The following is a 19,269-nucleotide window of genomic DNA, read 5'->3' as shown; positions in this document are numbered from 1 at the left end:
AGATATTACATCAACAAGTGGAGGTTAAGAGAGAATGACTTTAAAAGTTGGAATTATTGGCTGCGGCGGCATCGCGAACGGCAAACATATGCCTGCGCTCAAAAAAGTGGAAGGTGCGGTGATGGTAGCTTTCTGCGATATCGTTCCTGAACGTGCCGAGCAGGCCAAAGCGGATTACGGAGATGCCAACGCTGCGGTATACAGCGATTATAGAGAGCTGCTTAAGGATGCAAACATAGATGTGATTCACGTATGTACGCCGAACATTTCCCATGCGGAGATTTCGATTGCGTCCATGGAGGCCGGCAAGCATGTAATGTGCGAGAAGCCAATGGCCAAGACGACTGCGGAAGCCCAGGCGATGATTGATGCTGCGAAGCGCACCGGCAAGAAGCTGACGATCGGATATCAGAACCGGTTCAGAGCTGATTCAGCGTATCTGCATGCCGTATGCGAGAACAACGAGCTTGGAGAGATTTATTATGCCAAAGCGAAGGCCATCCGCCGCCGTGCGGTTCCGACCTGGGGCGTATTTCTCGATGAAGAAGCGCAAGGCGGCGGTCCGCTGATCGATATCGGCACCCATGCTCTTGATTTGACCCTGTGGATGATGGACAACTACAAGCCGAAGTATGCCGTGGGCAATGCCTACCACAAGCTGTCCGGCCGCAAAAATGCCGCAAACGCCTGGGGGCCGTGGGACCCGGAGAAATTCACCGTTGAAGACTCCGCCATCGGCTTCATTACGATGGAGAATGGCGCAACGATCGTGCTTGAAGCCAGCTGGGCGCTGAACACGCTGGATGTCGGCGAAGCCAAGACCGCGCTCTGCGGCACGGAAGGCGGAGCGGATATGGAGAAGGGGCTGCGCATTAACGGAGAGGCTTATGGCAAGACGTTCGAGAAGTATATCGGACTTGATGCGGCTGGCGTTGACTTCTACGACGGTGCCGGAGATGATCCTGCAGTGGTTGAAGCCGAGCAGTGGATCCGCAGCATTGTGAACGACACCGAGCCAGTGGTGAAACCGGAGCAGGCGCTGGTGGTTACACGTATTCTGGAGGCGATCTACAAATCGTCAGAGACCGGAATGCCGGTGTTTTTTGACTAAAGAATTTTGAGTAATAATGAAGGATATCCTGCCTCATGCTTCATACATTAACAGGAAAACGGCCCGCTAATTGAGAGTCTGGCAGATCCAGATGACAAGTAAGGGGAATTGAGCACGCTAATTTTCAAGGATCTTTCAAATTCACCGAACCCGGCAGAATTAAAGGGCCAATTTCCCTTTAAGTGTCGAGAAATGAACATAGCCATGTATTTAGCGGGTGATTTTCCCGCTTTAAGAAACGTAGGACATTAAAGTCCCACATGTATTTTATGCTTATCGATTTTGCATTAACGGATAACTCAGCATATCCCTGAATTTATCTCAAATTAGGAGTGTGTCCAAAGTGACCAGAGTAACCATATGGAATGAATACCGTCATGAATTGCAGGAGGAACGAATCCGCCGGGTGTATCCGCAGGGAATTCACGGACAACTGGCCGGATTCCTGCAGGAAGCAGGCTTTGATACAGCAACAGCAACCCTGGACGAGCCGGAGCATGGCTTGACGGAAGAGGTGCTGGAGAATACGGATGTGCTGGTCTGGTGGGGGCATGTTGCCCATCAGGAGGTCAGCGACGAGATTGTAAGCCGCGTGTACAACCGGGTTCTGAAGGGAATGGGGCTGATTGTGCTTCACTCCGGCCACATGTCCAAAATCTTCATGAAGCTGATGGGCACCAGCTGCGACCTGAAATGGCGCGAAGCAGAAGAGAAGGAACGTCTCTGGGTAATGGACCCGAGCCACCCGATTGCCGAAGGCATCGGCGAATACATCGACCTGGAGCAGGAAGAGATGTACGGGGCGCATTTTGATGTGCCGGCACCGGAGAGCCTCATCTTTGTAGGCTGGTTCGAGGGGGGCAATGTGTTCCCGAGCGGTTCGACTTACCGGCGTGGAAGCGGGAAGATTTTTTATTTCCAACCGGGCCATGAATCACATCCGACCTATTACAACAAGGAAATTCAAAAAGTGATTATCAATGGCGTCAATTGGTGTGCTCCGACCAAACGTGATTATCCGGTGTACGGCCATTCCGAAGCTTTGGAGCCAATCAGAGAAAAGGTGGGAATATAAATGAAGTTAGGTGTATTTGATCCGGTATTCGGAAGCTTAACGCTCGAAGAGATGCTCGATAAAATTGCTGCTGCTGGTCTGAATGCCGTGGAAATCGGCTCGGGAGGCAATCCGGGCAATGCGCACTGTCCGACCGACGAGCTGCTGGCCAGCGAATCGGCCCGCGAGGCCTATCTCGAACAATTCACCAAACGCGGGATTATCATCAGCGCTTTCAGCTGCCACAATAACCCGATTTCACCGGATAAGGAAGAAGCCCGCCAAGGCGACGAAATTCTGCGCAAGTCGATCAAGCTGGCTTCGCTCATGGGCGTACCGGTTGTCAATACGTTCTCAGGTACTGCCGGGGACAGTGACGACGCCAAAGCACCTAACTGGCCGGTAACTCCTTGGCCTACCGTATACAGCGATATTTTGACCTGGCAGTGGGAACAGAAGCTGATTCCGTACTGGAAGGAAATCGGCAAGCTGGCCGAAGAGCATGGAGTCAAGATCGGTATCGAGCTGCACGGCGGCTTCCTGTGCCATACGCCATATACGATCCTCAAGCTGAGAGAAGCTACCTGCGATGCCATTGGTGCGAATCTCGATCCGAGCCATCTGTGGTGGCAGGGCATTGATCCGGTAGGGGCGATCAAGATTCTCGGCAAGGCAGGTGCGATCCATCATTTTCACGCTAAGGATACCTATCTTGACCAGGATAACATCAACATGTACGGCCTGACCGATATGCAGCCTTATGGGGATGTCCAGACCCGGGCCTGGACCTTCCGCTCCGTAGGCTGCGGGCACAGCATCTCCGAATGGTCGGATATTATGAGTGCGCTGCGCACTTACGGCTACGACTATGTGGTAAGCATTGAGCATGAAGATCCGCTGATGTCAGTGGATGAAGGATTCTACCGGGCTGTCACCAATTTGCAGTCCATTCTTATCCGCGACCAGCCACTGGATATGTGGTGGGCGTAAAGGGATTATAGCTCTGTCTATAGCAAAAGCCGGTGTTTCTGCGATTCGCAGAAACACCGGCTTTTATTTTAACCGCACGCGAGCTGCAAGGCGGAATGAAGGGTAAAGGTGCACTTGATTCCGCTGCACGCACGCAACATGTTGGAAGGTGTCCGATCGCTTCAGGCTAGTGAAAATACTGCACGTTATACAATGATGCAGGTTCTTTTTTATCCAGCCTTAAGTGAGCAAGCTTATTTACTATATAGAGTGAACTTAATAATCTAACTTACTGTATTGGTGAAACCATTGACCCGCGTTTCATCAGTAAGCATGCCATCATTCTTTAGTTCAGCTTATATAGCTTCTATTTCGACATGTGCCCTGGCAAAGATGAGTGTGCCTTTTTTTGTTCAAATTAACTTATAATATAATACCGTAGCATCCAGTTGCCCGTTGGCTGACCGGCAATAATTCGGGATTCGGCCTGCCTCGATGTATCCCCGTGATTGATAGAGCAGGTTGGAGGGATCGCCTTCCCGCGTATCCAGCACAAGCAGTGTTCTGTCTGCTGCCGCTGCGGCTTGTTCGGCGGTATCGAGCAGCAGTCCGGCGATGCCCTTGCGGCGGTGCTCCGGATGAACCATCAGTTTGGCAATTTCCGCGCGGTGCCGGGCATTGGCTTTGGCGGCTAAATGGAGCTGCACTGTACCCGCGATTTTGTCGCCCTCCATTGCTGTCCAGAGCAGCACATGCGGATCAGGGACGCTTTTCCAATAGGCTGAAGCCTCCTCAGCTGTGACCGGAGGGAGAAATCCGATCGAGGCGCCATCTTCCACTACTTCTGTCAACAGCCCGCTCAATTCAAGCTCTGTCTCCGGCAGTAATGTTTCCAATAGTACAACATTGATTTTAGGGGTCATCGGATTAGTTCCTTTCACCAATAAAATGTAACAGCTAAATACAATAGGATGAATTCTGTATCATTCTCATTATACTTATGGGATGTAGATTAACAAAAGAAAAAAGGCAGGGATGAATATAATCAAGGAGAGGAAGTGGAGCAATGCTGTTAGAGGTCATTGCAACGACCGTAAATGATGCCGTTCTTGCTGAACGGCATGGAGCAGACCGGATTGAGCTGATTTCAGGCATCCTGGAGGGGGGACTGACTCCCAGCCTGGGGCTGATGGAAGGCGTGCGCGAAGCCGTGGGCATCCCGGTCAGAGTCATGGTGCGGCCGCATGCCCGGTCTTTCCGGTATGACAAGGCGGATGTGGAGACAATGCTGCGCGACATCCGCCATATTGCCGCCATAGGAGGGCTGTCGGTGGTCATGGGAATGCTCCGCCGCGACCGGACGGTGGATGAAGAGCAGCTCAAGCAGCTGCTTCAGGCTGCAGACGGCATGGAGGTGACCTTCCACCGGGCCTTTGACGAGGCCGAGGATCAGCTCGAAGCCCTGGAGATTCTGTCACGCTACCCTCAGGTGACAGATATTCTGACCTCCGGAGGGCAGCGGACTGCGCCCGAAGGCGCGGAAAGGATTGCGGTGCTTGAGCGTTTATCCTCCGCGAAATCCGTCTCCATTCTGGCCGGAAGCGGCCTCACAGCTTCTGGCCTGAGGGAGTTTCTGGGTGAAACAGCTGTGGAACGGGTGCATTTCGGGTCCGCCGTAAGAGAAGAAGGCGATCCGCTGCGGCCGATTGATCCCGGGCGGCTGCAGGAAGTCCGTTCGATTCTGGATCTATGGGGAAAGTGAACTGAATGTAGGCAGCTCCTTCGTTCATACCGGCTGACCGCCTAGCAGCTTGGGCAGCAGATTGAGCAGCTTCTCCCGGGTTAACGCGTCTGCAGAGTTCCATTTCGCGTTCTCTAGCAGATAGACTTGGCCTTTCCGCACGGCGGGAAGGCTGTTCCAGAGCGGGCTCCGCATCAGCTGCTCCATGGCCTCACGCGAGTCCTTACGCTCCGGAATGAGCATGAAGATCCGGTCTCCCGCATAGGCATGCAGCTGCGCCGGATCGACCTCGGCGAATCCGAGCTCTTGATCCAGAATGCCCCGGATTACCTCAGTCGGCTGTAGGCCGCCAGGGGCATATAGGGCACTGGAAAGCCCGGTCCTTCCCATGGCGAACAGATGGTTTCCGTGGTCGTATATCAGCGCGGAGGCCGTCTCTCCGGGCTGGAGTGTTTCCTCGTAAAGACGCTGCCACATGGCGGCGTTTTTGGCATGGAAGGATGCCAGCCAAGCCTCGGCTTCACGCTGCTTGCCCAGCCAGCTTCCCAGTATCCGCATCCGCTGTTCGAGTGGTGCGAAAGAATCGAAGGTCAGTGCCGGAGCTATGCTTGAGACGACCCGGTATGCCCGCTCATCCGCGTTGGCGAAGATAATCAGATCGGGGTTTAATGAGGCAGTCAGCTGCGGGTCCAGCGGAAAACCAACATTAGCCAGCTTCTTGAGCCGGTGCTTATAAACGCTGTTCCGCGCAAAAGCCTCATCTCCGCCGACAGGCTTCACGCCTAACGCGAGCAGATCGCCCAGCGTTTCTCCGTGATAGACAATGCGTCGTGGCCGTTCAGGGATTTCCACCTGATGGCCAGTCCAATCCTTGACCGTCGGTTTCCGGCGCTGCGTATAGGCGTATTGTCCGGGGGTGACCCCGGTCTTCTGGCGGAAGCGGCGGCTGAAATAATATTCATCAGAGAAGCCAACCTGCCGGGCAATTTCCCGCAGGGGTTCGGCGGAGTCCAGTAAAAATTGCTTCGAATGGTGAATGCGCAGCTCGGTCAGATAATCGAGCGGTTTTGTGCCGGTAAGCTTTTGGAAGAGCGGAGTATACTGCCAGAGCGAGATGCCCGCAAGTTCTGCCAGCTGCTTCACCGTGATGCTCTCCATATAGTGCTTCTGCATATACTCCACAGTTCTTTCCACAGATTCTGCAGGACTTGGCAGCTGTCCGGAAGGATAATTGTGCTCGAAGAGCAGCAGCAGCAGTTCCTGAAATTTCAATTGCTGCTTGTAGTGCTGCACATCGTCGCCGCTGTTTTCCTTCATCGCCAGTTCTTCCGCCAGGCGGATGACTCTGGTGAACGGATGAACGATTAATTCCCGTCTGCCCGGCAGCAACTCCCCGGCATAACGCTCCGGAAGTTCGGCCGCATGAATGGCTGTAAAAGAGATAAGGTAATAATACAGGGTCATCTCCGGATTGTCCGCGCTATAGGAGGTTCCGGGAGACAGCAGGTAACACTTATCGGCACTCAGCGGCGCAATCTGGCCGCCAATATGCAGCACTCCGCTGCCGCCCGTAAAGACAAGAAGCGTATGACAGAGTGGTGTCTGCTGTACTGGGCAGGAGTCGGCAGGCTGAATAATCAGTTCGGCGTTGGACAGCTGAAACAATAGCGAGCGAAGAGGGAGAGGTGGCGATGAGGGATGCTGCAAGGTACGGTCTCCCTTCAATAATGAGAATGATTATCAATAAATACATTGTATATAAAACAAAGAAGCTTATCAACTGGCGTTGACAAGCTTCTTTGTTTTATATATGTCCCCGTTTAAACACCGGGACCCTTAAAAAGGGATGAATTATTTATTATTCAGCAATTTAGGGATTTCTCCCAGCAGCCATTCCCGGGTAGTTGCATCGCTTGATGTCTTCATAATGTCTTGTGTGTAGACATAGCCGTTCTTAACAGCGGGAAGACTTTTCCACACCTGACTTTTCAGCATTGCTTCTGTGGATTGCTTGGCTTCATCGGCAACAGGAGTCAGCAGGAAGATCCGGTCTCCGGAATATTGTTCAATCGCCTCCATAGATACTTCCTGGAATCCCATACCTTCGTCAAGTACCTTCTGGATCGCGGGGGTTGGCTTGAAGCCATTCTCACCATACAGCACCTGCGACAGTCCGGTTGTGGCCATTACGAACAGCCGGTCACCGGGATAATAGGTGAAGACGGCTGCGGTTTCTCCCTCTTTCATCAGACCGTCACTTTTCAATTGCTCCCACATGGCGGTTTCCTTTGACTTGTACTGGGCCAGCCAGGCTTCCGCTTCAGCCGATTTATCAAGAAGTCCGCCGATTTCCGCCATCCGTTCCTGCAGCGGGGCGAAAGTATCGAAGATTACAGTGGGTGCAATTTTGGACAATGCCTCGAAATCCGCTTCGTCCGTTCCTGCATAGATAATCAAGTCGGGTTGAAGCGACAAAGTCTTCTCCAGGTTAATCGGGAATCCTACATCCTCGACACCCTTCAATTGGTCTTCGAACACCTGGCCATCGCCCATCGAAAGCGGATAACCGACTGCTTGCACACCCAATGCCAGTAAGTCACCATAGGTTTCTCCGGAGTAAACTACACGTTTCGGTGTAACCGGAATCTCCACTGTATGGCCTTTGTAATCCGTATAGGAGCGGGTTTTCGCTGCAGCTTCACCAGTGCCAGCGTCGGATGCCTCCGGAGCAGGTGATGCGCTCGCGGCTGTATTGCTGCCGGCAGAGTTAGCCGCAGCATTGCCGGCAGATGGTTCCTCTGAATTTCCGCACGCGAGCAGAAGGGTGCTCATCACGAAGATGACACATAACGCGGCGAAGGGTTGTCTTGCCTTTTTCATAGAATCTTGCCTCCCCAGAAATATATAACGATTAACAATAATGATAATCATTCTCGTTAGAAACCAATCTTAAAGGAAACCCGTTCTTTACTCAATGGACAAAATTCAAACTGTCCTTTCATTTTGTACAAATCTGTTGCTCCCGGATGGGGAGAACTAGTTGCGCTTCTTCAAAATAAATTAAGTTACGATATGTTATTAACAACTTGATAATATCAAATATTCATGCTAAACTGTTGTTAATAACAAAATGTTAATAACATAAACCGGGAGGTTTTGACTATGTTCGGATTCCGATTCGTGAAATTCCAGCCCAGTGATTATGTACTCAAGGTGAAGAACGGCAAAGTCGTTCGTGAAGGCATCGGTCTTTCTTTTCATTATTACGTGCCGACCACGTCGGTTGTTGTAGTGCCGGTATCCTCGATTGATGTCCCGTTTATGTTCGAAGAGATTACGAGCGATTACCAGACGGTGACCGTCCAGGGCCAGCTGACCTACCGGATCGTCGATTACCGCAAGACCACACAAATCCTCAATTATACCTACAATTTGAAAAAGAACACGTACCTGTCCGATGATCCCGGCAAGCTGGCCCAGCGGGTCATCAACATCGCCAAGGTGCTGACCAAGAAGCAGCTGGAGCAACTGCCCCTGCGGGAAGCCATCCAGTCAAGCGAACGTCTGGCCAAGACCATTACCGGGGAGATTGAACGGAACGCGGAAATTGAGAAGCTGGGGATCGAGCTGATGGGGCTGTCGATTCTGGCGATTGTTCCGAACAAGGAGACCCTTCGTGCACTGGAGGCGCAGGCCAGAGAAGAAATTCTCCGCAGCGCAGACAATGCGCTGTATGAACGGCGCAATGCCTCCATTGAGCAGGAGCGGCGGGTGAAGGAGAATGAGCTGAATACGGAGATTGCTGTTGAGACGAAGAAGAAGCAGATCCGTGAGACCCAGCTGGATGCAGAGCGTTCAGTAAAGCAAAAGCAGAACGAAATGAAGGAAGAGCAGCTCAGCTTCGATACCGCACTGGAAGAGAAGAAGCAGGAGCTGATCGAACTCACTGTGGCCAACCAAAGAGCGGAAGCGGATGCCAAAGCCTACGAGCTGTCGGCGGTCATGAATTCGCTGCAGGGGGTATCGCCAAATGTGCTGCAGGCACTGACCAATGTCGGCATGAAGCCGGATAAGCTGATCGCCATCGCCTTCCAGGAACTGGCTGAGAATGCCGGGAAGATCGGCCAGCTGAACATTACCCCGGATCTTCTGCAGGGAATTATGGCCGGATCGGCCGGAAACGGTGCGGGTGCGGCGAGAGGAGCGGGAGGGCGATGAGCGGACGGATGTCCGAGAATAAAACCATTCTGATCAAACGCAAAACACGGCTGGAAGAGCTGGTGGTCCGCTACAATACGATCCAGCAGGCCCAGTTCTATATTGAGCGGCTGGGTGCGGATTTCAGCGACTATATCAGCGAGGATCATCATTACCGCAAGGCGGTCGAGACGGCAGTGATTGAGCTGAGCGCCATAGGCAGAGTTCAGCTGCTGGAGCGGCAGCATGTCCCGAATTTCATCTTCGGTGACGAGGATACAGTGGTTGTACTTGGGCAGGACGGACTTGTAGCCAATACACTGAAATACTTGCGGGAGCAGCCGCTGATCGGTGTCAATCCCGATCCGCAGCGCTGGGATGGAGTACTGCTGCCGTTTACCGTCAAGGATCTGCGGCTCCTTCTGCCTGAGGTGTTCCGGGGCCAGCGCCAGGTGCGCGAAGTGACGCTTGCCCGGGCGGAGCTTAATGACGGCCAGAGCCTGTACGGCGTCAATGATTTGTTCATCGGCCGCAAAACCCATGTGTCTGCACGTTACCAGCTTCAACTGAATGATGTAACCGAGCAGCAGTCCTCCAGCGGCATCATTGTCTCCACCGGGATGGGTTCCACCGGCTGGCTCAAGAGCGTCCTCGCCGGAGCGACGGGCATTGTCCGCAGCGCAGCCGGGCTGCAAGTGGATGCGGAAGCGGAGGCAATACTTGGCTTGGCCGGTTCCGGGCAGCGGCTGGCCTGGGATCATCCGCATCTTTATTTCACGGTGCGGGAACCTTTCCCCAGCTGTACGACCTCCGCGGGAGTTGTCTTCGGGCAGATCGGCGCTCAGCAGCCGCTGCGGATTACCTCGCAGATGCCGGAGGACGGAGTCATTTTCAGCGATGGAGTTGAAAGCGACTTTCTGGAGTTCAATTCCGGGGTGGAGGCAACCATCAGTCTGGCTGAGAAAAGAGGAAGACTGGTAGTGTGAAGCTAGGGTCAACAGCCGATTTGCCGTATAGATAAGCACAAAAGGCTGTCTCAAGCAGAATAATCTGCCGGAGACAGCCTTTTCGAAAGATAAGCAAGTCCTATTGAAAGCTCCGTCCTTGATTCATCAATGAGCCATAGTTCTGGCCGGTAGGAGAACCGGTATGCGATGGCATCGGATTGAACGACGGGTTCAGCGGGGTATGCACCGCATGCATAGGCTGCTGTTGACCATAGGAAGGGTTAAAGGACGGGTTAAAGCTTTGAGCGCCTGTAGTATTTCCGGCAAATTGAGAGGACTGCTCAAGCTGTCTAAGCGTCTGTGTAACCTGCTGCAGCTGCTGAATGGCTGTGTTATGGCCCTGCAGCGCATTTTGAATAATTTGACTCGCCTTGTGCTCACGTTGGGCCAGTTCTTCCAGTCTTACCGCATTTTGCTGCTCCTGCTGGAGAAGCTGCTGATAATTCTGGCTGGCTTGCTGTGTCTGGCTCACAAGCTGTTGAATGATTTGCTCGCAATGACTAATCTGGCTGGAAAGGTTTGAATTCAAAGTAATTTGCCTCCTTGGGCGTTTGAGTTTGAACTTGCGGATTTATTATCTCTGAGGGGTCGGCGGAATATTCATACCTATTCAGTTTTCGGGAGTATGGGACAAACAAGAACGAATAGGTACAGGCAGCGGTGCAACTAATGAACCCTGATTTCGTCTATGTAGATGAGTTTCCATAATCACCCATAACCTGGAGGTGGGGCAACATGAATCTGCATGATACGGCCGGCTGGTGCAAGGCTTATTGGGCACGCAGTCTCAAGCTGGCGCTAATGTTTGTGCTGCTGTTTACGGCTTGCTTTACCGGAGCGGCGGCAGCAAAGGCAGCGTCGTCAGAGCTGATCATTGTCAACAAGAAGACAAACAAACTCGGTTATTTCAGCGGCGGCAAGCTGGAGAAAATTTTTCCGGTTGCAACGGGCAAAACTAAAAGCCTGACCCCTGAAGGCAGCTTTCCGATTGTGGTCAAGGTCAAGAACAGACCTTACTACAAGGAGAAGATTCCCGGCGGAGATCCGGCCAATCCGCTCGGTGACCGCTGGCTCGGACTGAAAGTGAACGGCACGATGGGCACAACCTATGCCATTCACGGCAACAATAATGAATCCTCCATCGGCAAATATGTCAGCGCCGGCTGCATCCGGATGCATAATGACGATATCCACTGGCTGTATCCGCGGGTGGCCAAGAATACAACCGTTATTATTACGTCCTCCTCATCGGATATGGAAACCATTGCTACCAAAGCAGGTTATACCCTCGGCCATAAAGTGTTCGCCGGGACGTTCATCATTCACGGTGAAAGTGTAAAGCTAAAGGATCCTTTTGTAGTGGAGGACTCCAAAGTCTTTATACCTCTAAGAGAATCCGTCGCTCTCTGGGGCGGAACATTGAAACTTCAGCCAGGGACCGGTGCACTTATTATTACCATCGGGGATCGCACCGTGATTCATAAACCTCAGACTGCTCAAGCGGTAGTTAATGGAAAAGTGGTTGCAATAACAGCTTCACGGCTGGAGAGCAGCAGGCTGCTCATTCCGCTGGACAACGTCACCGGGCTATTCGGATTGCAGTTCACCTGGAAGCCGAAAGAGCAGACAGTGACTTTCGCGGACTAATGTAACGTTCATCGTAATTGTATGACCGCAGACGGGAGGGCATCCGGCTGCGGTCTTTTTAACATATATAGATTGAACTTAAAAACTTTAGATAAAGGAAAGGAGCAGTGAAGAGGAATTTTGGAACTGGAGTAACGGTAGTGTCCGCTTTTTGGAAGTCCAAATATTCACCAGGGTTGCGACTGATCCTGTCACCGGGGATAGGGCAGGATTTACAGAATAAATATTGAAGTTATAGGTAGGTAAGTGCAAAAGGAGGTTTTCGATGAAAGCTTTGTTTACAACTCTTTACGTTATAATCTGCACAACTATGCTGCTGGCCTGCAGCCGTTCCTATGGTCCTGACGAAGCTGCGGAACGCGGAGATGTTGTAGACCTCCATGGGATGATTACCAATGCGGAGCGACTGGATGAATTTCTCGGCAATTTAGAGGAGAACCACTCCGATAAGGTCAGGGTTACACAGTACACGGAGGAAGCAGACCCGATCTATATTGATCTTGCCTATGATGGAGAAACAGTGAAATTTATATATGATAATACCCACGATGAGTACGCAAAAGGTAAAGTCAGAACCAGTGTCTGCAAAGGAACCAGTAAAGAGGTCACCAGTAAGAAGATTGAATATAAGCTGACTGGATGCTCCGGCAAAAATAGTGATCTGGCGGATGCTTTCAGTCTGAGGATACAAGGAAAACAACTAAAGTGAGGAGTGAGCCGTATGACGCTGAATTTGACCAGCCGGACTTTAGCACAGGAGGATCTGGACTCCATCTGTGCTTTTGTCCGGGACGCCGAAGAAGTTTTTTTAGTAAGCCCCAAATTCCACTATCCGCTGACGGCGGAGCAAATCCTGAAGGTGCTTGAGAACAGATACAGTCCGACAGTCATCGTATCCGGGGATGCACCGGAGCCGTTTGCCTATGCCAATCTTTATGATAAGGATGAGGAGAGCGATACAATTTGGCTGGGCAATGTGATTGTAAGTCCAAGCTACCGGGGCACAGGGGTTGCGGCTTACCTGATCCAAACCATGATGGATACCGCCAAGCAGGAGCATGGAGTCCGGACGATGAAGTTATACTGCCACAATACGAATACAAGAGCACTGCTGTTCTATTGCAAGCAGGGGTTCAACCCCTGCGGATATAAGGTACTGGTCAAACCGGATGGCGAGAAGCTCGTAGGGATCGCAATGCAAAAAGAGCTATAGAATTAATTCAATCTAGGAGGGGCCGAATCTATAGGGAGATCCAACTCGGAGTTGATGCTGATCACAGGTAGCTCTTAACTATAATTATTCTTGACCTTGTTTATCGTGGGCAGGCTTTATATACTGTAACCAATAATAAATTCGGACAATTACGGAGGTTCACCCGACTGATGAATAACTAACACGTTTCCCAGCAACAGACCAGTTAACTTGTGATGTGCTTATGCACAAGCCACGGGACGCCCTTGCAGGGTGTACGGTCAGGGATACGTGTGTCGTTCGGGGCCTATACGATGCTAATAGAGGATTGAAGCTGGTGTTGACGGCTTGCCCTGCAATTAAACAGGGGAGGCCACGTCCGCACCACTGTTTCCTGGCATCTCTCCCCCTTCATACACAACTCTACCGCAGGCCGCTGGCTGCGGTTTTTTTAGTTTCGGTATTTGATGAAGCGGAGGAATAAATATGACCAAGACCTTAATAAAAGCCAAAAATATACGCAAAGAGTGGAATGGCATTGTCCTATTTGAAGGTGTGTCGTTTGAAATCACAGAAGGGGAACGCGTGCTGTTATTCGGGCGCAACGGGATCGGCAAGACGACGCTGCTGCAAGGACTGCTCGGCCGTCTGGCCTTTGAGGAGGGCAGTGTCTCTTACGGGTTGCCAGCGGAGGAATGGGGTGTGCTGGACCAGCAGCTGGAGATTTCAGTTGAAATGACTGTGCTGGAGTATGTTTTCTCCGGCTGGAAAGAGCTAGCTGCGCTTAAATGCAGACTGGAGACACTGGGCAAACAGCTTCAGGATACGGAAGGTGCCGATGCAGAGGCGGTGGCTGAATATGGAGAAATCTATGAGAGCTATCTGCAGTTGGACGGCTATGGCTGGGAAGCCAAGGTGGAGAAATGCCTCAGACAGCTGAAGCTTGATCCTGCGCTATGGAGCCAGCCGTACCGCCTGCTCAGCGGCGGCCAGAAGACACGGGTTCAGCTCGCTGCGCTGCTCGCCCGGCAGCCCAAGCTGCTGGTTCTGGATGAGCCGACGAATCATCTGGACAATGAGACGATGGAGTGGCTGGAGGAATGGGTACGGAGCTATCCCGGTACGGTATTGTACGTTTCCCATGACCGTACTTTCATTGACCGGACAGCTACTGCTGTGCTGGAGCTGACTCCACAGGGCTGCCGCCGTTATCCCGGCGCCTATAGGGAATACCGCGAGCAGAAAGCGGTGGAGGCCCGCACGCTTGAAGGGCAATACAAAAAGCAGGAGCAGGAGAAAGAGCAATTGCTGGAGAGCATCCGCCGTTACGCGGAATGGTTCCAGCAGGCGCACCGCGCCGCCGGGCAGAACGATTTCCTGCGCTCGAAATCGAAGAAAAATGTTTCCCGCCTCCATGCCAAGGAGGCCAGCCTGGCAAGGCTGGAGAAAAACAGCGTGGAGCTGCCGAAAGCAGCACCCGAGCTGAGCATGAAGCTGGAGAGTGAAGCTTTCAAGGGAGATGCGCTGCTGAGCTTACACAATATCCGCTGTGCCTATGGAGACAACCCGGCCCTGCTGGAGGACTTCAATCTCTCCTTGCGGCGGGGCGACCGGCTTGCCGTTCTGGGACCGAACGGTGCCGGGAAGTCCACGCTGCTGAAGCTGATCGCAGGAGTTGCACAGCCCTCCGGCGGTGAAGTGACCCAACATCCGCGTACTCAAATCGGGTATTTTGCTCAAGAGCTGGATCATCTCAATCCTGAATCGACCTTACTTGACAGCCTGCTGGAATTGCCAGGTATGACGCAGACGGAGGCGCGGACGATTCTGGGCTGCTTTTTATTCCCCCGGGAAGATGTCTTTAAGCACATTGGCGATCTTAGTATGGGCGAGAAATGCCGGGTCGCGTTCCTCCGGCTCTACTTCGGCAGAGGCAATCTGCTGGTGTTGGATGAACCGACCAATTACCTGGATATCGACACCCGGGAACGGGTGGAAGAGGCGCTTGCGGCCTATCCGGGCGGGCTGGTTATCGTCTCCCATGACCGTTATCTGCACACTAAGGTCGCCAACCGGCTGCTGCTGCTGGAGCATGGGCGGAGCCCGCAGTTCTTCCCGGGCACTTATGAGGAATATACTGCAAAGAAACGCGGCCGGGTGCTGACCCCTGAGGAGCAGATGCGTGAAGGAGAATTGCAGTTACTGGAGATGAGCCTGGCCCGGCTAATGCGGAGCGATGCCCTGGAGACAGAGGAAGAGAACCGGGAACTGATGGCGGAGATTGTGAATCTGCGGAAAGCCATCGGGACGCTGCTGGAGGGAAATTGAATATTTTGGCGAATAATTTCTTAGAATGAAGAAGTAGTAAAAACACTTCAGGGGGAGCGTTAAATATTCGATGGAGCAAACGTTGGAAACCAGGCTTGAAATGAGTAGTTTTATTATTTGAATAGATGGTCGCTTGCGTCGGCGGAGAACTACAATTCTTTAATTCCGCTGTTGATCGAGTGGGGGGCACTGGCAGCGTTCAATATTTTTATGGTTGTGAAGTATGGCGGGACACCGGGGAGGCTGCTGCTCAAAACAAGAATTGTAAACGGAAGCGGTTCTTATCCTACGGTGAAGCAGTCGGTGATCCGCTACAGCCTTTATCTGATCAACTCGCTGCTTGCAGTAGTTATAACTTCTGATGAAAAGATGATTTCTTCGTTGTCCGGCTATTTTTCCGATTGGGCAAATCTGAACAATGGTCTTAATGAGATTCTGGGCCTTATTATTATTGCCGATTGCCTGATTATTGTGGTTACCCGCTACAACCGGGCCTTACACGATATGATGGCCGGAACATATGTAGTAAATAAAGCCGCACTGGATGAACTGAAGTAAGGCAAAAGGGGATAGAAACGGGTTGTTCAACTACCCGGCTCTATCCCCTTGCTTATGCCAACGAATGAAGAGGGGCAGAATATCGCCGGAAAACTCCTTAACTAACCTCAAGAACAGCCCTCATGAAGTTTTTCAGCGCTGTAGACTCACCCTCCTTGGTCCACTGTTGCAATGCCTCCGATTCCCCTGCGACATAGGAAGCAAGCTTCTCTTGCAGCAGGTTGTCAAAAACCTCCGGCTGCTTTTCCCGTTCAGACTGAAGCTTCGAGATCAGCAGAGGCCAGCGGTATCCGCTTGTTCGATATCCGTGCTCAGGATAACGTTTCGCCAGCTCCAGCACCGAGGTGAGCGGCTGGCCGGCGGCTAGTTCCGCCGCCAGATAGCTGCCGATAAAGCGGTGGCTGAGGTCTTCCTCCAGCGCAACGGCAAACTGCTTGCGGGCCTCTGCCAATTGCCCCTGAAACATAAGTGCGGTGGCATGGATGGCCATCTCATAAGAGCTTGGTTTTTCCTGAATAAGCTCATTATACATGGAGTAATATTTGTTATAGTTCACCCAGTCGGCGTGGTCAAAGTAGTGATCTACAAGTGAAAAGGTAAAATTGGCATCCGGACGCAGCTGAACGAGCTGGATTAACAAGGGTATTGTCGCATCCTCCGCTTGTTTATCTTTTGCATAGGAGGCTTTGGCTGTCAGGAGATGAGTCAGCATTTTCAGAGCATGGGCATCCTGCGGATTTGCGGCGTAGTCCCGGCGATAGGCCTGCAGTGCCTGCTCGAGCTTCTTGTCCTTAACAAGCTTGTCTGCGGCAGTAAGTGTACGCGACTTGTAGTAGAAGAAAGGCAGATTGCCCACGGTATCATCGTTCAGCCGGTAGCCGTTGCTGCGGGTAAGCAGCTTGCCTTGCTCATCAAAAGCATCGACGGTCCACGAGAACCGGCCTTCAGGGTCTGCGAACCCAAGCAGGGAGGACGGTTCAATAGTTTTCCAGTTATCTGTGCCGCCGCTGATGGAGAAGCCGCCGGCATCGTATAACTCTTCCGCCGGGATGGATACCTTGTTGTCCTTAATGTTCTGCCGAACTATGGTAGTGAATGAGCCGTCTTCTATATTAACGGTGCCGCTCAGGTTGTAATATGCCGCAGTTTTGACCGGCTCCCATTCAAATTTAACGGAGGAACCGGTAACTACTTGTGAATTGACAGGAGATTTAAGTTCAAGCAGCGGCTGCAGAACGATATTTTCGGTAAAATCGTCCCCTGGCTTGATTTCAATCCAGTCATCAGACTGTACAGGCCAGGCCCAACCGTCGATCTGGGCAAAGCTGACGCCGATCTGAAGCTGATAGAAGCCGGGAATAACCCCTCTGAATTGATAATGTCCGCTCTCATCGGTAACGATTTGATAGGGTTCGGTATTGCGCATAACACTATGATGGACCTCACTTTCTGCACGGAGAAAGATGCCGGCCCGCGACACCGGGGTTCCATCGCTTTTGGTGAGTGTACCCTGTAGGGTCGCCGGTGTATGGATACCCATATCTACAGCAGATTGCAGTGCCGTCCGAAGGGCAATAAGTCTGATGTCGCTGTCAGTAGTTCCCTGCTCGAAGGCTTCAGCGCTGCTGTCATTGCCGCTTTCTCCTGAATGGATTGACTGTAGTTCGTCCCCGCCATATTCCTTTTTCAGTTCTTTCCATCCCACCCGGTATTGTTCCAGCGCGGTTGTAACCAGAGTTAATGCCTCACGGCTTTTCCCTTGGGCAAAAAGCAGTCGTCCGCCAAGCCAGGCCGTACGGGCATCCATTTCCAGATCGTTGTTCTGGACAAGGAAATCCGCTTGCTTCAGCAGGGCTTCCGCCGCTGTGAAATTACCGCTGTTCAGTGCCCGTTCTGCCCGGATCAGCGTCAGTTCCTTTGACAAGGAAGAGGTGCTGCTAATCCGCTCCACCGCAGCTGCCAGTGCCTGGTCAGCCTCATCATCCATTGTGCCAATCACGTCGTACTCATAGAGCAGCTGCTTGACCGCATTCAGCATGGAATAGTCAGCAGGGCCTTGCATAATATACTCCTGCAGGAATTTGATCCTGTCTCCGGGCAGCAGAGGGGAATAAATTTCTTCGTTTTCACTTTGTGATGACTGGGTCATCGAAGCTCCGATATACACATTGAAGCTGTACGAAGTATCCAGATTGCCGGGTTCAATGATCTTTGTGCGGATCAGCTCCATCCGTTTGCTGCCGGTGCTGCCATTTAGAGTATTGAGAAGTTTTATTCGATCATCCTTGGCTGTGGAAGCCGTTAAGGCGGGGGGTCCTGTTCCGGATCGTGAGAAAGGCAGTACAACAGCTACTATAGCCAACAGAGAGAGGGGCAGCAGCACAAACAGCACCAGATGTTTGACCCTTAATCTAATTATCATACCGTTTCACCGCCCGCTCATAGATGTCTTTCCAGTACATATTGCCTCCGGCTTTGATTAATTCACGTTGTCCCGGCTGCTGAACAGCTTGCTGGGTTTCAGTACCGGTATGCGGTGAATATAACAGCAGTGCTCCTGTTACGAGGAGTGCCGTGCATGCGCCAACAGCTTTGAGCGGAATTTCCAGCTCCTTGTTCCACAGTGCCAGCAGACGGGCCCGGCCCGTAGGAGGGTGGGTTTGCCGCAGTACCTGTTCATGACCTGTGAAAGTGACGGGACGGAGCTCCTCATCAAGCCGCTGTTTGATTTGTTCACGATCCGTATTCATAGGAAATGCCCTCCTTCTCCAAAGTCTGCTTAAGCAGTATCCGGCCTCTGGCCAGACGGGATTTAACCGTATTCTCCGCTGTATTCAGCTCCGCGGATATTTCGCGGATGCTCATTTCATGGAAATAGTACAAGGTCAGACTTTCACGATAGATGTAATCCAGGCTTCGGACGGCTTCAACCAACCGCACATGATGCCATTCCACCATAAAATGTTCTTCCGCTCCAGCGGAGGCACCGGACTCTTCCATCCATTGTCCGCTCTCTGCCGCAGGAAAAATGCTCCGCCAGCTCCACGTCCGCTGCTTCATCCGGCAGCGGTTGACAACAATGGAAACCAGCCAGGCCTTTAGCCGCTGCGGATCCTGAAGCTGGACCATTTTGGCGTAAGCCTGAATGAAGGTATCCTGCACGGCTTCTTCGGCAGATTGCTGGTCTTTAAGCAGCAGGCAGGCGGTTCTGAGCAGCATATCACCATAAAGCTCCATCAACAGGCGGAGAGCCGACTCATCCCTAGCAATAATTCTTTCTATAATATCCAGATGAAGCTCCCCTCCCTTTACTATTAAGATGCGTGCTGGTGGGTTATGGTTGCGTAAGCAGGCGATTTTTTCCTGAGATACTTAATAAGAGTTGAATAGTAGATCGAAATAACTCAAAAGCAACTATGCGGAGTTGTCCAAATAGCTGTTTTTTTATTTATTTTTTTAAATGAT

General features: G+C 52.0%; 18 protein-coding genes. 11 read left to right on the top strand and 7 right to left on the bottom strand.

What is annotated here, in order from left to right; genetic code table 11:
- Nucleotides 1–34 precede the first annotated feature (34 nt).
- The 3 genes from NYE29_RS03800 (at nt 35) to NYE29_RS03790 (ending at nt 3,155) form a co-directional block, all read left to right on the top strand.
- The gene (locus NYE29_RS03800; protein WP_038586849.1) at nt 35–1,111 is read left to right on the top strand and encodes a Gfo/Idh/MocA family protein; all 1,077 of its coding nucleotides are present in this window, start codon (nt 35–37) and stop codon (nt 1,109–1,111) included.
- A 343-nt stretch (nt 1,112–1,454) separates the two neighbouring features.
- A complete protein-coding gene (locus tag NYE29_RS03795) occupies nt 1,455–2,186 on the top strand; it encodes a ThuA domain-containing protein (RefSeq protein ID WP_076113685.1) in 732 nt (243 codons plus the stop codon).
- Complete coding sequence (locus NYE29_RS03790; protein ID WP_340894455.1) at nt 2,187–3,155, top strand: sugar phosphate isomerase/epimerase family protein; 969 nt, start codon at nt 2,187–2,189, stop codon at nt 3,153–3,155.
- A gap of 392 nt (nt 3,156–3,547) precedes the next feature.
- Here NYE29_RS03790 and NYE29_RS03785 read toward each other — a convergent pair whose 3' ends face one another.
- Entirely contained in the window at nt 3,548–4,057 is a 510-nt protein-coding gene (locus NYE29_RS03785) for a GNAT family N-acetyltransferase (protein ID WP_340894454.1), read from the bottom strand.
- 143 nt (nt 4,058–4,200) lie between these two features.
- On the opposite strand from NYE29_RS03785, the gene NYE29_RS03780 reads away from it, so the two are divergent.
- A complete protein-coding gene (locus tag NYE29_RS03780) occupies nt 4,201–4,896 on the top strand; it encodes a copper homeostasis protein CutC (protein ID WP_340894453.1) in 696 nt (231 codons plus the stop codon).
- A gap of 24 nt (nt 4,897–4,920) precedes the next feature.
- Here the strand turns inward: NYE29_RS03780 and NYE29_RS03775 are convergent, their stop codons facing one another.
- Both NYE29_RS03775 and NYE29_RS03770 read right to left on the bottom strand, forming a co-directional pair.
- Nucleotides 4,921–6,540: an AraC family transcriptional regulator gene (locus tag NYE29_RS03775; RefSeq protein ID WP_340894451.1), complete on the bottom strand. Its 1,620-nt coding sequence runs from the start codon at nt 6,538–6,540 to the stop codon at nt 4,921–4,923.
- Nucleotides 6,541–6,726: 186 nt separating this feature from the next.
- Nucleotides 6,727–7,755 (bottom strand): ABC transporter substrate-binding protein, encoded by a 1,029-nt coding sequence (locus NYE29_RS03770; protein WP_340894449.1) that lies wholly within the window; start codon nt 7,753–7,755, stop codon nt 6,727–6,729.
- A gap of 282 nt (nt 7,756–8,037) precedes the next feature.
- Here NYE29_RS03770 and NYE29_RS03765 point away from each other — a divergent pair, with 282 nt between their 5' ends.
- Nucleotides 8,038–9,093, top strand: a complete 1,056-nt coding sequence (locus NYE29_RS03765) for an SPFH domain-containing protein (protein ID WP_038586865.1) — start codon at nt 8,038–8,040, stop codon at nt 9,091–9,093.
- Nucleotides 9,090–10,058 (top strand): sugar kinase, encoded by a 969-nt coding sequence (locus NYE29_RS03760; RefSeq protein WP_340894446.1) that lies wholly within the window; start codon nt 9,090–9,092, stop codon nt 10,056–10,058. The genes NYE29_RS03765 and NYE29_RS03760 overlap by 4 nt, the downstream gene beginning before the upstream one ends.
- A 100-nt stretch (nt 10,059–10,158) precedes the next feature.
- Here NYE29_RS03760 and NYE29_RS03755 read toward each other — a convergent pair whose 3' ends face one another.
- The gene (locus NYE29_RS03755) at nt 10,159–10,608 is read right to left on the bottom strand and encodes a hypothetical protein (RefSeq protein ID WP_256718240.1); all 450 of its coding nucleotides are present in this window, start codon (nt 10,606–10,608) and stop codon (nt 10,159–10,161) included.
- Nucleotides 10,609–10,814: 206 nt separating this feature from the next.
- On the opposite strand from NYE29_RS03755, the gene NYE29_RS03750 reads away from it, so the two are divergent.
- From NYE29_RS03750 to NYE29_RS03730, 5 genes are all read left to right on the top strand, one after another.
- A complete protein-coding gene (locus NYE29_RS03750; RefSeq protein WP_340894444.1) occupies nt 10,815–11,726 on the top strand; it encodes a L,D-transpeptidase family protein in 912 nt (303 codons plus the stop codon).
- 265 nt (nt 11,727–11,991) lie between these two features.
- On the top strand, nt 11,992–12,435 hold the full coding sequence (locus tag NYE29_RS03745) for a DUF4362 domain-containing protein (protein WP_340894443.1): 444 nt from the start codon (nt 11,992–11,994) through the stop codon (nt 12,433–12,435).
- Between the two features lie 12 nt (nt 12,436–12,447).
- Entirely contained in the window at nt 12,448–12,939 is a 492-nt protein-coding gene (locus NYE29_RS03740; RefSeq protein ID WP_340894442.1) for a GNAT family N-acetyltransferase, read from the top strand.
- 465 nt (nt 12,940–13,404) lie between these two features.
- Entirely contained in the window at nt 13,405–15,246 is a 1,842-nt protein-coding gene (gene abc-f / locus NYE29_RS03735) for a ribosomal protection-like ABC-F family protein (RefSeq protein ID WP_340894441.1), read from the top strand.
- A gap of 117 nt (nt 15,247–15,363) precedes the next feature.
- Entirely contained in the window at nt 15,364–15,804 is a 441-nt protein-coding gene (locus tag NYE29_RS03730; RefSeq protein WP_340894439.1) for an RDD family protein, read from the top strand.
- A 97-nt stretch (nt 15,805–15,901) separates the two neighbouring features.
- Here NYE29_RS03730 and NYE29_RS03725 read toward each other — a convergent pair whose 3' ends face one another.
- From NYE29_RS03725 to NYE29_RS03715, 3 genes are read right to left on the bottom strand one after another with little or no spacing between them, the layout of a single operon-like run.
- Nucleotides 15,902–18,226, bottom strand: a complete 2,325-nt coding sequence (locus NYE29_RS03725) for a hypothetical protein (RefSeq protein ID WP_340894438.1) — start codon at nt 18,224–18,226, stop codon at nt 15,902–15,904.
- On the bottom strand, nt 18,216–18,554 hold the full coding sequence (locus tag NYE29_RS03720) for a hypothetical protein (protein ID WP_076113697.1): 339 nt from the start codon (nt 18,552–18,554) through the stop codon (nt 18,216–18,218). The genes NYE29_RS03725 and NYE29_RS03720 overlap by 11 nt, the downstream gene beginning before the upstream one ends.
- The gene (locus NYE29_RS03715; RefSeq protein WP_340899600.1) at nt 18,538–19,089 is read right to left on the bottom strand and encodes an RNA polymerase sigma factor; all 552 of its coding nucleotides are present in this window, start codon (nt 19,087–19,089) and stop codon (nt 18,538–18,540) included. The genes NYE29_RS03720 and NYE29_RS03715 overlap by 17 nt, the downstream gene beginning before the upstream one ends.
- Between the last annotated feature and the right edge of the window lie 180 nt (nt 19,090–19,269).

It is taken from the genome of Paenibacillus sp. FSL M7-1046, assembly GCF_038007405.1.
Classification (GTDB): Bacteria; Bacillota; Bacilli; order Paenibacillales; family Paenibacillaceae; genus Paenibacillus_AQ.
Note: the sequence above shows the minus strand (reverse complement) of the source record. Positions and strands in the feature narration are given on the sequence as shown.